Source organism: Methanoregula sp., from assembly GCF_041645475.1.
GTDB lineage: Archaea > Halobacteriota > Methanomicrobia > Methanomicrobiales > Methanospirillaceae > Methanoregula.
This window is the reverse complement of sequence record NZ_JBAZQA010000012.1, coordinates 37,096-50,846: the sequence shown is the minus strand read 5'-3', so window position 1 is coordinate 50,846 and position 13,751 is coordinate 37,096. Positions and strand designations below refer to the sequence as shown.

General features: G+C 51.3%; 15 protein-coding genes. 4 read left to right on the top strand and 11 right to left on the bottom strand.

What is annotated here, in order from left to right; translation table 11 throughout:
- Nucleotides 1-244: 244 nt before the first annotated feature.
- The 3 genes from WC598_RS10430 to WC598_RS10420 form a co-directional block, all read right to left on the bottom strand.
- Entirely contained in the window at nucleotides 245-1,486 is a 1,242-nt protein-coding gene (locus WC598_RS10430) for a TIGR00300 family protein (protein ID WP_372961477.1), read from the bottom strand.
- A gap of 126 nt (nucleotides 1,487-1,612) precedes the next feature.
- Nucleotides 1,613-2,206: an NTP transferase domain-containing protein gene (locus WC598_RS10425; protein ID WP_372961435.1), complete on the bottom strand. Its 594-nt coding sequence runs from the start codon at nucleotides 2,204-2,206 to the stop codon at nucleotides 1,613-1,615.
- Nucleotides 2,194-3,201 carry a histidinol-phosphate transaminase gene (locus tag WC598_RS10420; RefSeq protein WP_372961434.1) on the bottom strand — a complete coding sequence of 336 codons (1,008 nt, stop codon included), beginning with the start codon at nucleotides 3,199-3,201 and terminating at the stop codon, nucleotides 2,194-2,196. The genes WC598_RS10425 and WC598_RS10420 overlap by 13 nt, the downstream gene beginning before the upstream one ends.
- 194 nt (nucleotides 3,202-3,395) lie before the next feature.
- Here WC598_RS10420 and WC598_RS10415 point away from each other — a divergent pair, with 194 nt between their 5' ends.
- The 4 genes from WC598_RS10415 to WC598_RS10400 all read left to right on the top strand — a co-directional run bounded on the left by WC598_RS10415 (nucleotide 3,396) and on the right by WC598_RS10400 (nucleotide 7,370).
- Nucleotides 3,396-3,575 (top strand): type II toxin-antitoxin system ParD family antitoxin, encoded by a 180-nt coding sequence (locus tag WC598_RS10415; RefSeq protein ID WP_015285751.1) that lies wholly within the window; start codon nucleotides 3,396-3,398, stop codon nucleotides 3,573-3,575.
- Between the two features lie 11 nt (nucleotides 3,576-3,586).
- The gene (ftsZ, locus tag WC598_RS10410; RefSeq protein WP_372961433.1) at nucleotides 3,587-4,756 is read left to right on the top strand and encodes a cell division protein FtsZ; all 1,170 of its coding nucleotides are present in this window, start codon (nucleotides 3,587-3,589) and stop codon (nucleotides 4,754-4,756) included.
- Nucleotides 4,757-5,246: 490 nt separating this feature from the next.
- Nucleotides 5,247-6,107 carry a coiled-coil protein gene (locus WC598_RS10405; RefSeq protein ID WP_372961432.1) on the top strand — a complete coding sequence of 287 codons (861 nt, stop codon included), beginning with the start codon at nucleotides 5,247-5,249 and terminating at the stop codon, nucleotides 6,105-6,107.
- A 129-nt stretch (nucleotides 6,108-6,236) separates the two neighbouring features.
- Complete coding sequence (locus WC598_RS10400) at nucleotides 6,237-7,370, top strand: DUF373 family protein (RefSeq protein ID WP_372961431.1); 1,134 nt, start codon at nucleotides 6,237-6,239, stop codon at nucleotides 7,368-7,370.
- Between the two features lie 622 nt (nucleotides 7,371-7,992).
- Here the strand turns inward: WC598_RS10400 and WC598_RS10395 are convergent.
- From WC598_RS10395 to WC598_RS10360, 8 genes are all read right to left on the bottom strand, one after another.
- Entirely contained in the window at nucleotides 7,993-8,493 is a 501-nt protein-coding gene (locus WC598_RS10395) for a hypothetical protein (protein ID WP_372961430.1), read from the bottom strand.
- 99 nt (nucleotides 8,494-8,592) lie between these two features.
- Nucleotides 8,593-8,874, bottom strand: a complete 282-nt coding sequence (gene albA, locus WC598_RS10390; protein WP_372961429.1) for a DNA-binding protein Alba — start codon at nucleotides 8,872-8,874, stop codon at nucleotides 8,593-8,595.
- A 12-nt stretch (nucleotides 8,875-8,886) separates the two neighbouring features.
- Nucleotides 8,887-9,906 (bottom strand): aspartate-semialdehyde dehydrogenase, encoded by a 1,020-nt coding sequence (gene asd, locus WC598_RS10385; protein ID WP_372961428.1) that lies wholly within the window; start codon nucleotides 9,904-9,906, stop codon nucleotides 8,887-8,889.
- Between the two features lie 629 nt (nucleotides 9,907-10,535).
- Nucleotides 10,536-10,709, bottom strand: a complete 174-nt coding sequence (locus WC598_RS10380) for a 4Fe-4S binding protein (protein ID WP_320162771.1) — start codon at nucleotides 10,707-10,709, stop codon at nucleotides 10,536-10,538.
- Nucleotides 10,710-11,097: 388 nt separating this feature from the next.
- Nucleotides 11,098-11,865, bottom strand: coding sequence for a 4-hydroxy-tetrahydrodipicolinate reductase (gene dapB / locus WC598_RS10375; protein ID WP_372961427.1), 768 nt, complete (start codon nucleotides 11,863-11,865; stop codon nucleotides 11,098-11,100).
- Between the two features lie 7 nt (nucleotides 11,866-11,872).
- Entirely contained in the window at nucleotides 11,873-12,874 is a 1,002-nt protein-coding gene (gene dapA / locus WC598_RS10370) for a 4-hydroxy-tetrahydrodipicolinate synthase (protein ID WP_372961426.1), read from the bottom strand.
- An 8-nt stretch (nucleotides 12,875-12,882) separates the two neighbouring features.
- Nucleotides 12,883-13,074 carry a 30S ribosomal protein S17e gene (locus tag WC598_RS10365; protein ID WP_372961425.1) on the bottom strand — a complete coding sequence of 64 codons (192 nt, stop codon included), beginning with the start codon at nucleotides 13,072-13,074 and terminating at the stop codon, nucleotides 12,883-12,885.
- 25 nt (nucleotides 13,075-13,099) lie between these two features.
- The gene (locus WC598_RS10360) at nucleotides 13,100-13,642 is read right to left on the bottom strand and encodes a thiamine-phosphate synthase family protein (protein ID WP_372961424.1); all 543 of its coding nucleotides are present in this window, start codon (nucleotides 13,640-13,642) and stop codon (nucleotides 13,100-13,102) included.
- Nucleotides 13,643-13,751: the final 109 nt, after the last annotated feature.

Below are 13,751 nucleotides of genomic sequence, written 5' to 3'. Positions count from 1 at the left end.
TAACCAAAAATGATCTCATTATTTTTCAGGAGATGCCTTGTAAAGCAAGGGCTCTGGAGAAACAGACACGAATCAATCCGGTTCAAACCCGGACCACGAACCCTTATTCCTATGCGTTTTAACAGGGTCGTTTTTCTCATCGAGGCAGAAATACACCCGCACGCAGGTACATCGCCACCGGACAACAGCAAAAAAGGGCACTGAAACAGGAATCACGGGAGAGGTCCCGCAGAAAAAAAGGGGTTTAATTCCCGGATTCCGAGTGGCTCTGGATCCTGAGCTGCTGTGCCAGCAGTGGAAGGAACGTGCCGGCATCGGACACAATCCCGATTGCCTGGGTGGTTCCCCGGTCCATCAGCTTCGTAAGGTGGGCAGGGTTGATGTCAACGCAGACCGTCTTTACACTTGACGGCAGGCAGTTTCCGACAGCGATGGAGTGAAGAAGCGTTGCAATCATCAGCACCATGCTGCACCCTTCGATATGTTTCCGCATTGCATCCTGTGCCTGCATGACATCCTGGATAACATCCGGCAGCGGCCCGTCATCCCGGATGGATCCGGCAAGAACGAAGGGAACATTGTTTTTGACACATTCGTACATGATGCCGTCAGTAATAACTCCCGTATCAACGGCATTTTTGATAGAGCCGGCCCGCATAATCTCACTGATGGCATAGAGGTGGTGCTTATGCCCGCCCATCACCGGGTTACCGGTTGAAATATCCATTCCGAGAGAAGTGCCATAGAGGTTATATTCAATGTCATGGGTTGCAAGAGCATTACCGGCAAAGAGGACATCGATGTAACCATCGTGTATCATAGAGGCAAGAGCCTTGTCGGCCCCGGTATGGATGATCGCCGGCCCGCCGACAACAGCTATTTTTCCCCCATATTTCCGGATCCCGAGAATCTCTTTTGCAATGTTGGCAATCAGGGTCTCGCTCGGGCGCTCGGAAGATACCGTCCCGTGCATGAACTCAAACGTACTCTGTTCCCGGGGCCGTTCGGGATAGATCACACTCACGCCCTGTTCCCCGACTACAACCATATCGCCTTTCTGTATTTTCCCGAGGGCCTTGGCAGTTGCGGTTTTCTTTGCAGGATCAACAACAACGAGAAAATCCATCTCGATTGCCGCGACATCAATCCATTCCCCCCCAAACTTAACCTGGGTGGGATGGTTGGATGTGGTGTAAAACCCCTTGGGAACAACGCGGTCGGCTTCAGCTGCCTCAAGATGGACATCCTTCACTTCAACAGGGCGGGCGCCGAGACGGTGGACTTCGGAGAGGATAGAGCGAAGCTTCTCTTTTGAAGAGGCATTGATCCGCAGGCGGGTATAACTCGGGTCGGTCTTTTTCTTGCCGATTTCAAAGGAAAGGATCTCGAAATTCCCGCCCATATCCATAACCCGGTCGAAGAGCTGGGTCATGATTCCTGAGTCGATGATATGACCTCTCAGCTCTATCTCCTGCGCTTCGCCCATAGTATTGTAGATATTTGTGATCAACATTTATATGCATTGTCTAAAAAACGTCAGAATTACCCGTATTTTGGAACGAGTGTCACAAAATGAAACCGATTGGAGCCGGTTCAATGGGAACAAAAGGAGTCAGGAATGTTCCAGGAATAACCCGGCCCGGGCAAGATCTTCCCGGGTATTGACATTCAGGGCCAGCCGGGGTTCATCGAACAACAGGGAAAACTCATCCTGTTCCTTTTGGATCCGGTCCCCGCGAAGAATATTCACACCGGCAGGGCACGCTTCAGTCCCGGCGATGGTTTTACGATAGGGCATACCGCCGCGACAGGACGTCACTCGCTCGGCAGGAATCCAGACAGACAATGCATCTTTGCGGTTCTCCGCGTACGAATTGCGGATCCGTTGAATGATCTCTTTTGTTATGCAGGGAATATCGGAAACGCTGACAAAGAGGGGATCGTGTACTTCGAGTTCCTGCACGATCGCGACCATATCCTCCACATAACCTGCACCCGGGGTTTTGTACCAGGGAATATCCCGGGCCCGGCACCAGTTTATGGTCATGGGGGTTTTGGGGGACGCGGCTACGATAACCGTGCAGCCCGCATTATGGAACGCATCGATGACATATGCGATCATGGGCTGACCGCAGATATTGATGAGGGGTTTCTCGCCAAGGTTGAGACGGGTTCCGGCTCCGCCGGCCATAATCAGTGCATACATGCAGCCAGCGCCTCGGATAGGGCACGGTTCTCATCCCGGGTCCGGACCGCGACCCGGATACAGGTTGGCAGGCCAAACGATGTGCAGTTCCGGACAAGAACGTCCCGCCCGGATAACTCCCCGCAGAGCGTTGATACGTCCTTTTTGCAATCAACGAGGAGGTAATTTACTGAAGACGGGTAGCTTACGAGCCCCAGTGCCGCCAGTTCCTGTTCCAGCCAGCTGCGCTCCTGCTCAATACGTTTCCGTGAATCGGCCAAATCATCCATGTGGAGGAGCGCTTCAAGTGCATAGGCTTCAGCATAGGAGTTCACGGTCCAGGGTGAGCGGGCGGTCTCTATCCGCTCAACAAGCCCGGGATCGCCAAACCCGTACCCGAACCGGATTCCCGGCACGGAAAAGCATTTTGTCAGAGATCGCAGGACAAAAAGATGGGGATCAGAAATATCGGCAATGCTCGCTTCCGGGTGGGACAATTCGATAAACGCTTCATCGCAGAAAAGGATGCTGCCGCATTTCTTTGCAACATCGAGACGGGCAAGCACGGCATCCTTTGCGAGCAGCGAACCGGTGGGATTGTTGGGGTTGCAGAGAAACCGGATATCGGCAGTTTCCGGATCCATACTCCGTTTCCCCCCGGCAAGGCTTGCGGACAACTCGTACTCACCGAAAGTGGGAGGCTCAATGGAGAATGTTTTTCTGGAACCGAGGCGCCCCAGCTCAACGGCACAGAACACCCGTATGAGCTCAACAGATCCGTTGCCAACACAGATCTCTTCCGGATTGCGATGGAAGATCAGTCCGATCCGATCCTTAAGCTCATAGTAAGAATCATCCGGGTAGGAGGCAAGGAGATCGGGATCGCAATGCCAGGAGAACTTTGGAGGAAACGGGTTGACACTCGCGCTGAAATCCAGTACCTTTTTTCTTGTTTTTTCCTGCTGTCGCTTTCCCGTACCTCCATGAACAACCCGTTTTGGAAAGTCAACAGCCATAATATTCCGCTCTTTTGCAGAATACTTGGCTTACTGCTCTTAAATTCGTTTTGAACCCCCGTGCACGACCAAAGCAAAAGTTATAAATACATACATGTGTTAGTTTCATTCATCTGGTTAGTCAGACACAAAGGTTCTCTTTGTCTGACATATGAACGACAAATGCCAGACATATGTCAGAAATGTGAGATACAATGATGCAACGAATCACGCTCCGGTTACCAGAACAGCAGATTAACCTGCTCCAGCAGATGGTGGACTCGGGAGAGTATCCCAATGTCTCAGAAGCGGTCCGGGCTGCAGTGCGTGAACTCGTTGAAAAACGTGCCAGTCGTGTCCTGAAGGAAAGCGACCAGGTTTCATTTAAGGTTTGAGAGGGTTTAACATGCAAAGCATCATTAACGACGCATTAAAAAATGCCGAACTTGAGAAAGAGGTCAAGAACGGCGGTAGTAACGCAATGGACGATGACTTTTGCGGCCAGCCACGGATCGTCATCATTGGTTGCGGAGGTGCAGGGAACAACACGGTAAACCGGATTCACCACATGGGAGTTTCCGGCGCAGAGACCATTGCAATCAACACCGACAAGCAGCACCTGGACATGATTCAGGCCGACAAACGCATCCTTATCGGCAAGTCCTTAACAAAGGGTCTCGGCGCAGGAGGTTACCCCGATGTCGGTAAACGTGCAGCCGAGATGGCCCGCCCGACACTTGAGGCAGTTCTTGAATCTGCAGATCTTGTCTTTATCACGGCAGGTATGGGAGGAGGTACCGGTACCGGTTCCGCACCGGTTGTCGCATCCATTGCCAAGGAGCAGGGCGCAATCGTAGTCGGGATGGTCAGCTACCCGTTCCAGGTAGAGAAGGCCCGTCTGATCCGTGCAGAAGAAGGTCTTGAAGCATTCGCAGCTGCCGCAGACTCAGTTATCGTTCTCGATAACAACCGGCTCAAGAACTTTGTCCCGAACCTCCCGCTCGGCCAGGCATTCTCGGTCATGGACCAGCTCATCGGTGAGACCGTCAAGGGCATTTCCGAAACCATCACCGAGCCCTCGCTCATCAACATCGACTATGCTGATGTCCGGGCCATCATGTCCAAAGGCGGCGTTGCAGTCATGCTTGTCGGAGAGAGCAAGCAGCAGAACAAGGCAGAAAGCGTTGTCCGCGAATGCTTAAGCAACCCGATGCTCGATATCGACTACCGCGGCGCAACCGGCAGCCTGATCCACATCACGGGCGGTACCGACCTCACCCTCCAGGATGCAGAAGAAGTCGCAACCTCGCTCACGTACGAGCTCGACCCCCATGCAGATGTCATCTGGGGTGCCCGCGTAAGAAGCGACATGGAAGGGAAGATCCGTGTCCTCGCCATCATGACCGGTGTCAAGAGTGCCCAGATCCTGGGATCCCGCCAGTCATACAAAACCATGATCAGCAATATGGACGAGAAGCGCTCAAACCCCAAGGCGGTTGAGATGCCCCAGAGCCGGAGAAGCAGCGGCGGAAGGGATCAGCCAAGTGGCGGCGGCGTCCTTGAATGGGTCGGCTGAAAACCACGCACAAAATTTCACATGTTCCATAGAGTCATTCATTAACCAGGAAGCCGTTGGAAAACCAACGCACAACATCCTTTTTGAAAGTTTTTTCCCGAAGCCGGTTCCCGTTCCCAGACCGCATAATCCCATTCAACCCCGGAAAACCGCCGAAACACTTAATAATTCCTCACGCCTTTAAAATATAGTACATTCGACCAATCCTTGGCTGGGAGGATGGGGGTGAAGCTTTGAAAACGGCGACACCCCGGTATCGGGAGCTGAACATCATGAACAGAGTGTTGAACAAAGACTTCGATTCGGAGTCTTATCTGAATTCTGCGCTACGTACCTTTTCTGATGTTTTTCACCCTGCATCCTGCATGCAGAGTTATCAAATGAGAGACCAACCGGGACCAATGGAAAATTCGTCCCGCTGGTCGGATAAAAACTCAAACAATAATCTCGCATTTCCGGCAAAGGAGCATCTGATGAGGAGTGGTATCGCATGTTGAATGACCTGATGGAAAAAAGAAAAAAAACTCTTGCCGAGTCTGAAGAACACAAAAACCGCCGCAACGAGCTCAATGCCAATGCAAGCAAGTTCGCCCGCGAGCGCAATACCTTAAACAACCAGACCCGAGAGTTCGTGGAAGATGCGCAGAAGAACAAGGATCTCCGGGACAAGTCCAACCAGGAAGTCCTTGATCTCAAAGCCCAGAGAAACGAGTTCAACGAGAAGGCAAATGTTCTCTTTGAAGACATCGAATCCTTTAAGAAGGAACACGGCACCCTGAAAAACCGCGGGATCAAGGAGATCCAGAAGCAGATCGAGTTCATGGAGTACCGCCAGCAGACCGAGGTCTTCACTACCGATAAGGAACGCGAGCTCATCGAGAAGATCAAGCAGATGAAGGGGCAGGTCCGCGAGCAGGAAGCCGAGCTTGAACAGAATAAGGAGATGCGGACCAAGATAACGGAAGCCCGGGATTTTCGGAAAGAAGCTTCCGATCTCCATGCAAAAGTAACGGAAGTTGCTGAGCTGGCCCAGAAACACCACGACCTCATGGTAGAGTCCTACCGCAAAGCGGACAAGTCCCGCGAAGCGGCAGACGCCGCCCACAAGAGTTTTGTCGAGGCACAGGAATCGGCAGACGCCGAGCACAAGGCGTTCATTGCCTGCCAGAAAGAACTCCGCGATTATGACAAGGTCATCTCCGGCCTGCGCAAGAAGACCAAAAAGGTGAAAGTAACAAAGGAGCAGAAGGCAGTAAGGAAAGAAGCCGAGAGCCTCTTCAAGAACTTCAGGGCAGGAGAGAAACTCACAACCGATGATATCTTACTCCTCCAGCGCTCAAAACTCATCTGATTTTTATCCTTTTTTTAACAAAAAAACCAGAACGCACCGTTATCTTCAGGAAATCAAATAAATCGCCGCGAACGCGGATTTACGCGGGCAGGAGTAACGGTTTAATAGATTTACCGCGATTTTATTATAATGGTAGATGGACGGACGTTAGTCCTCAGTGTTGACAGGGACGACGATATCGGATGGAAGGCGAAAGTCGAAAGTCCGTGTATCGGTCGTGCGGCCTGCCTGAGCGCGGCAAATACGCTGGCACTCGCAGATCCCGAGGATTCCGATGTCAACGCCATCTTCTCTGCAGTCAAGATATATGATGAACTGACTGCAAAAGGTGAGGACACTGCAATCGCAGTGATTGCCGGTAACCACCTGCACATGATTGAGGGGGATCGCAAGATCGCCGCATCACTCGAACAGGTTGTTAACGAAACAAAAGCAACCAACTGCATCCTTGTGACGGATGGGGCCGAGGATGAGTATGTCATCCCGATCATCCAGTCCAAAATACCGGTCTCAAGCATCCGGCGGGTCATCGTCAACCAGATGCCCAATCTTGAAGGCACGTATTACATCCTTAAGAAACTCCTCGATGATCCAAAAATTTCCAGAATGGTATTTATCCCCATTGGTCTTGCCATGCTGCTCTACGCGGCGGCGTACCTGGCCGGCTGGCCGGGAGCTGCAACTATCGTTGTCGTTGGCGTTATCGGCTGCTACCTCCTCTACAAAGGGTTCGGGTTCGATGAACTCTTCCACGGGATCATGGATGCTCTCCGGCTCTCCCTTTCCCGGGGCAGGTTCTCGTTCGTCACCTACACGACAACCATCCTGCTCATTATCATCGGGTTTACAGCCGGGTTTATCAATGTCCTGAAATACTATTCAACGGACAGCAGCCTTGGTCTTGTCCTGTACCTGATGACATTTCTCCATGGGGCTGTGGAATGGCTGATTGTTGCCGGGCTCGTTGTATCCATTGGGATCATTATCGACATCTACAGCAACGAACGGGAGAACCTTGGTAAGGTAATCGTCTTTCCGTTCTTCGTCACTGCAATAGGACTGATCCTGTATGGTGCAAGCCTCTACATCCTGTCCGTAAGCGCGGTTCCTGATTTCCCCCTTACCGGTGACGTGGCATCAAAATACATATTGTACTCAACACTCGGCGGGATCGTTTCAGCTATTTCCGGTGTTCTTATCCAGCTCTTCGTGAACAGGAAGATAACCGAAATGCGCAAACAGGAAATCATTGAAGTAATGTAAACAGGCCATTTTCCGGCAATCATCTTTTTTCAGGGGCACCCTGACATCCAATCCTGGAACGCAACGAACGGCTCACAGGAATATGAAAAATTGCGAAAACCCCGGGTCATCAATTGTTGTAACATTTATGACCACAGGAACAAGGCCGAAACGGGTTTTCAATCTTAAAATGAATATTTTGAAATATTCTGACGTATTCCGCAAGTAATAAGCAACGGAAAATAAAAAAAAAGGTCCCATTTTTCCATTGATCATTCCTCAAAAACCAACGGGTATTCAATGTACAATCCGAATTTACAAAAATCACTGCATTGCAGGGAAATGATGATGAGGGTTGTTACCACCTGCCCCCGGTTTGATGAACGCCACCAATCCCAACAGCCAGACACCCCGCAGCGATCCCGATGCCGGGCTGTGTTCAGTGAGAAGATTTTCAAGCTCCGCAGGAACGACCGTTCATGTGCATTCCAGCGGACAGGTAAAAAAGCAAATAATTACCAGATTTTTTTATTGCAGCCGTGTTGACTCACCCAGACGGTTGAAACCGCAAGGAAATTCACGTTTTAACGGAATCCTAAAAAGAGCCCAAAAACATGCAGGGAGAAACGAAAAGTATGAAAAATTACCCGGGTGGGGCGCGTTGTGGATTATTTCCGGTATCAGGGCCGGGCTGAACATCCATAGCAAAATATCCCATGCCGGCGGGGAACTTTTTAGCCATGGTGAAATTTTTCGTAGACTGGGGAGATTTTACAACCAGAGTGGGAATTGCAACGTTGAAGTCATGAGAGGGGTACCAGTAAATCCCGTCCCCGTACGAAACTGCAGCTTCATCGACGACAAATTCTGCTCGTGACAGGTTGATCGACCGCATCCGGGCGTCATCATAGTTCAGGATCTTGAGAAGTTTATTCTTGAGATCCTGTTTCCCGAACAGGAAAAAGATAAACCGGGTGTTTTCATCCACCGAATAATTGACATTGATGACCGCAGTCCCGTTATCAAGCTGGACCGTTACATCTTCCACGGTGATGTACCCGTAGCGCTCCTCATTGGCCGCAAGAGCCGGAACTACAGCACAGGCCAGAAGGAGAATAACCAGCGCAACAGCACGGACTCGCATAACATTATAGTTGCGCGAATTCCGCTTAAATTGTTTTGGGTAAACTGCAGACTGCCATGACTGACGTCGTAGACTGCAGGGGATCCGGAATAAAAAAAATTATTTTATCTTTGCAAGGATGATCTCGATGGATGAGACGTTGGTCTTACCTGAATCGGTATCAATAACTTCGGTTGACGTTACAATCTCTTTCTTCGAGATCCCTTCAAGAAACCGGTTGAGGGCGATTTCTGAGGTATCTACTGCCCGGGAGATCGCTTTGCCCCGGGCCTTGATTGCCACTTCTTCTGCTCCATTGTTAAACTGAGTTACCACGGCAAGTACGTAGTTCATTACCGGCTTATTGCCGACGAATACTGTGTTCTCTTTTGTCTGAGGCATTCTTACACCCGATCAGAGGTACTTCTTTTTGACAATCAGTTCGGCATTCAGTACGCTTGCACCCGCAGCACCACGGATCGTGTTGTGGCCCATTGCCACAAACCGTATTCCTTCGCGGAGGCGTCCCACCGATACAGTCATTCCATCGCCACGCATCCGGTCGAGACGGGGCTGGGGGCGGTCGCTTTCATCTTCGAAGAAATGGATCGATTCCTTTGGCTGGGTCGGGAGTCCCTTGATCGGAGGCTTGTAATCCCGGTAGGCTTTCTCAAGTTTCTCGACCGGTTCCTTGATATCGATCCAGACTGCCATGGTATGACCGTCAATAACCGGGACACGGTGGCAGCTGGCGCTCACCCTGAACGGGGCGTTTGCGACTTTCTTGCCTTTGAGGGTCCCCATGATCTTGAGCGTCTCGGTCTCCATCTTCTCCTCTTCCTTGCCAATGTAAGGAATGACGTTGTCATAGATCGCCATTGCAGGCACGCCTTCAAAACCGGCTCCCGAGATTGCCTGCATGGTTGCAACCCGGACATCCGTGAATTTGAATGAACGGAGGGGGGCAAGGGCAGTGACCATCATGATGGTCGAGCAGTTCGGGTTCGTCACAATGAAACCATCGCGCCCGGCATCTTTCTGGACATCAATGAGACCCAGGTGTTCCGGGTTTACTTCCGGAACCACAAGCGGGATGTCCGGCAGCATCCGGTACGAACTCGCATTGCTGCAGACAGCTATGCCTGCATCGGCAAACTCACGTTCAACATCGGTTGCGATCTCTGCGGGAAGCGCAGAGAAGACAAGATCGACATCTTTCATCGATTTTGGCGATGTGGGAACAACTTTGATCTTTCCAATATTTTCCGGAAACGGCGTTTCAAGGCGCCATTTCACAATCTTTCCATACGGCTTTCCCGCACTGCGTTCGGACGCGGCTACGGTCGTGAGGTTGAACCAGGGATGATCCGCTAAGCGTTCAACAAATCGCTGACCAACCGCGCCCGTTGCACCGAGCACTCCAACATTGATCATAGGTGACAGTTCCTGTATAGTGGGTATTCCCCGTTTTGTTGTTACGACGGGTTGTAAAATCCCATTTCACCTGCGTGGATAAAAACGTTGTTTTTTGGAATTATATGCAGGAAACGATAAAATCCCGGAACCCAGTACTTCTTTAATTATCCCACACCGTATGGGATAAAAGCGCCCTGCCATCAGACATACATTCTCGTGCCTCAATCCGGGATAGAAACGGGCTTATTTCCCCATCAGGGCCCGGTAGCGAACACAAAAATGGGACAATGTTGTCCACCGCGGAAATTATTCCCGTAATTTGTGGCAAAAATCCAAAACCGGTCAAATTGCGGTGCATTATTTTTTTCCCTTTGGCGGTGTTCTGAAAGGAGGGTTTTTTGGTTGACCTTTGTATCATCTGGTACCTGATTGGGCCCCCGGAGGCCAACATGGGCCATAATCCAGATTCGGAATGTGCAGGAAAATTTGGGGGTATTGATCCATTCTGAAATTAGCGAAGTACTGGAACCCGGATTATGAGCAGTCTGTGAGAATGGATGTATACAAAACCGGAATCAATACAGAAAAAAGCTTCCCGCGGCAGAAAGAACAAAAAAACAAAGCACGGGGAGAAATATCCGGAACACTTATTCCATGTGGATAGCTTCTGCCGGGCAGACATCGACACAGGTCTGGCAGTCCACGCACATATCCTTGTCAACTTTTGCCTTTTCGTTCTCCATGGCGATTGCAGATGCCGGGCATTCGCTCACGCAGGTTTCACATCCGGTACATTTATTGGTGTCAACAATTGCTACCAACTTGTTTCCTCCATCGTATATGTTTCACAAAAGACAAAAAATAGGTTTCTATATGGGCCTGCCGGCGTTTTTTTGGACAAATGGACAATATGCAGGATCGTTCTTATGAAGATACGGCGTGAACCGGCAAATAAAAACCCAAAGAAATTAAAAAAAATTTCGCAGAAGGATCCGGTAAAAACGCATATTGTGTATCGGATCATTCCATTGCGCCGGTCCCGCGGGTACGGACGCGGGGGAGCTGATGATGCTTACCAGTACAAAAACCCGGAATTTTTATGAAGTGATACTACGGCATCATCGCAATACACCCCGTCACAACAGTGGAGTGGAGGTGTTGGTGGGGAAACCTGATTGCGTGGAATAATACTCTCAGAGAAAAAAAGGATTATTTTTTATTCAGGTTCAGGACATCATCCATGCCGTAAATGCCAGGTTTCTTCCCCACTACCCAGCGGACGGCATGCAGTGCGCCCGTGGCAAAAACCGACCGGTCGTATGCCCGGTGGGAGAGTTCGATGGTCTCATAGTTCTGCGAGAACATGACTTTGTGGTCACCCACAATATCGCCGCCCCGGATCACATGGACGCCAATCTCGTTCTTCCGCTCGGTCATGCCCTCGCGGCCGTACATCTTCTCGCGGCAGCCGGCACTTTCGTCCAGGATCTGAAGGATGGTCTTGGCCGTGCCGCTCGGCGCGTCTTTCTTGTTGCGGTGATGGGCTTCGATCACTTCGATATCGTAGTCCTTCAGGAGTTTTCCTGCTTCCCGCAGCAGCTGCCAGAAGATGTTGACACCAACAGAGTAATTACTGGAAATGACGGCAGGAACATGCCCGTTGATAGCCTTCTCCATTACGGCCCGCTGCTCGGCGGTAAAACCGGTGGTCCCGACAACCAGTGCAACATTGTTGCGAGCGGCCATCTTCACATTCTCCACTGCCGCGCTGGCAATCGTGAAATCGATTAAGACATCAGCCTTGGTACTCTTCAGGAGATCTTCTGCATCCTTTGTTTCGACAATATCTACGCCAAAAAAAGAGCTGCGCCGGAGGTTGATACCTCCAACGAGTTCAAGATCCGGCGATTCTTTTACCATCCGGCCAAGCGTCTGGCCCATACGGCCGGATGCACCACAGACTACAACTTTGATCATTGCAGGATCACCGAGTATTCCGTTTTACCGCAGGTTTCCCTGACACGGGTTTCTTTGAGGCGGGTTTTACCGGCATTTTTTTCTTTGCGGCCGGCCTTTTTGCAGCCGCTGCCGGGCGTACCTTTGACCCGGCTTTGGGCAGGTTTGCAAGGATCTTCGTAAGCTGCTCTGTCCTCTTTGCATCGAGCTCATCCAGCGGGAGCCGGACCGGACCGCCCGCAAGGCCGATAAGTTCAACAGCTCTCTTCACCGGGATCGGGTTCGTGTCGATGAACATCGAGCGGAAGAGGGGTGACAGAGCGAAATTCAGGACAAGCGCCTTCTGATAATCGCCAGCCTTTATTGCGTCGTACATGGCGATCATGCCCCGTGGATCCACGTTTGCTGCAACCGAGATGACACCGGCCCCCCCCAGGGCCATGATGGGGAGGGTGATGTTGTCATCACCGGAGATGACTACGAAATCCTCGTCCTGAGTCTCCTCGATGATCCGCGAGATCTGGCCGATGTTGCCACTTGCTTCCTTGACACCGACAATGTTCGGGTGGGCGGCAAGCTCGGCAATGAGATCCGGCTCAAGATTCTGGCCGGTCCTGCCCGGGACATTGTAGATGACCACGGGTATGTCGAGATCAGCAAGTTTCGTATAGTGCTTGATGAGACCGGACCGGTTGGGCTTGTTGTAGTACGGACTGATGACGAGCGCCCCGTCCGCACCGATGTCCTTCGCCGCCTTTGTCAGCCGCACCGCTTCAGCAGTGTTGTTGGAACCGGTCCCGGCAAGGACCGGGATCTTGCCGTTGACCTTATCGACGGTAAGGGCAACAACCTTCTCATGTTCCTCGAACGTGAGAGTCGCGGACTCTCCGGTCGAACCGCAGGGCACAATCCCGTGAATGCCACAGGAAAGAAGAAACTCGATGTTGCGACTGAGACCCTGGACATCCAGGCTCATTGCAGAGTTTCTTTTAAAAGGGGTAATGATTGCTGGAAGGACACCTTCAAACATGAATAGGGTTATGAGCGTCTTTTGGTATTTATTTTTCTTGTAATGTATCCGGCGACGCGATTCCGTACACGCTTGCTTCCGATAATTGCGGACTTGCCAAGCTGCTGCTTGTTCTCCTCAAAATTGTTCGAGAAGTTCTCGCGCTGTTTGTTCACCAGTTCGGTTCCAAGGCTTTTGATATATGACGGCTTGATTCCCATGAAAGATCCTCAAGAATTCTATATGTTAAATGCGGTTTGAGCACATAATGATATTGTTTACAACGTCGGCCGGATCCTCGCCAAAAATGAGGATCCGCGCAAGGGCAGTATCGCCGTCACGGTAAAAAATTACGTCGGGGATGCCCCGCTTGCAGCAGGATGCAATCCCCCAGTCCATGGTACCCGTACCCGGTTGTGCGGAGTTCGCGCAGCTCGCAGATTCAAGAAACAGGTCATCGCACAATACGGTCTTTGCCCGGGGCGAGAGCCGGAGTATGGCGGCACTGCGCACGCGGGGATCGAATTTCATTGCGGTGAGGATAACCCGGGCAATTTCTTCGTCGCAACCAAACGCACAGGTACCCTTAACCGGAGCACCTTCGGCGGAAGGGCGGATCCGTTCCCCTGCTGCCGCAACTCCCCCGGCATCCCTTGCTCCCCGCATTGCATAGCCAAACGATACTCCCTCCGCGGGAACGAGATCCGCATGCAGATTTTTTTCAAGAAGGCTCTTTGCACCCACCAGGGTTTCAAGAACATCATTCCGTTCCTGCGCAGGGTTGTTCACACGATCACGTCCGGAATCCCGGGAATAACCGGGTCTCCTGGCTTCTGACAAGATACTTGGGCCCGTATGAGAAAAAGGATTTCGTCGATAAGCCTATATCTTCCGGGAG

Coding starts and splice junctions, on each gene's coding strand:
- asd (WP_372961428.1), bottom strand. CDS start 9,906: ATGATCAATGTTGGAGTGCTCGGTGCAACGGGCGCGGTTGGTCAGCGA.
- WC598_RS10425 (WP_372961435.1), bottom strand. CDS start 2,206: ATGTATGCACTGATTATGGCCGGCGGAGCCGGAACCCGTCTCAACCTT.
- WC598_RS10365 (WP_372961425.1), bottom strand. CDS start 13,074: ATGGGAATCAAGCCGTCATATATCAAAAGCCTTGGAACCGAACTGGTG.
- WC598_RS10430 (WP_372961477.1), bottom strand. CDS start 1,486: ATGGGCGAAGCGCAGGAGATAGAGCTGAGAGGTCATATCATCGACTCA.
- albA (WP_372961429.1), bottom strand. CDS start 8,874: ATGCCTCAGACAAAAGAGAACACAGTATTCGTCGGCAATAAGCCGGTA.
- dapB (WP_372961427.1), bottom strand. CDS start 11,865: ATGATCAAAGTTGTAGTCTGTGGTGCATCCGGCCGTATGGGCCAGACG.
- ftsZ (WP_372961433.1), top strand. CDS start 3,587: ATGCAAAGCATCATTAACGACGCATTAAAAAATGCCGAACTTGAGAAA.
- WC598_RS10405 (WP_372961432.1), top strand. CDS start 5,247: ATGTTGAATGACCTGATGGAAAAAAGAAAAAAAACTCTTGCCGAGTCT.
- WC598_RS10395 (WP_372961430.1), bottom strand. CDS start 8,493: ATGCGAGTCCGTGCTGTTGCGCTGGTTATTCTCCTTCTGGCCTGTGCT.
- WC598_RS10400 (WP_372961431.1), top strand. CDS start 6,237: ATGGTAGATGGACGGACGTTAGTCCTCAGTGTTGACAGGGACGACGAT.
- WC598_RS10420 (WP_372961434.1), bottom strand. CDS start 3,201: ATGGCTGTTGACTTTCCAAAACGGGTTGTTCATGGAGGTACGGGAAAG.
- dapA (WP_372961426.1), bottom strand. CDS start 12,874: ATGTTTGAAGGTGTCCTTCCAGCAATCATTACCCCTTTTAAAAGAAAC.
- WC598_RS10415 (WP_015285751.1), top strand. CDS start 3,396: ATGATGCAACGAATCACGCTCCGGTTACCAGAACAGCAGATTAACCTG.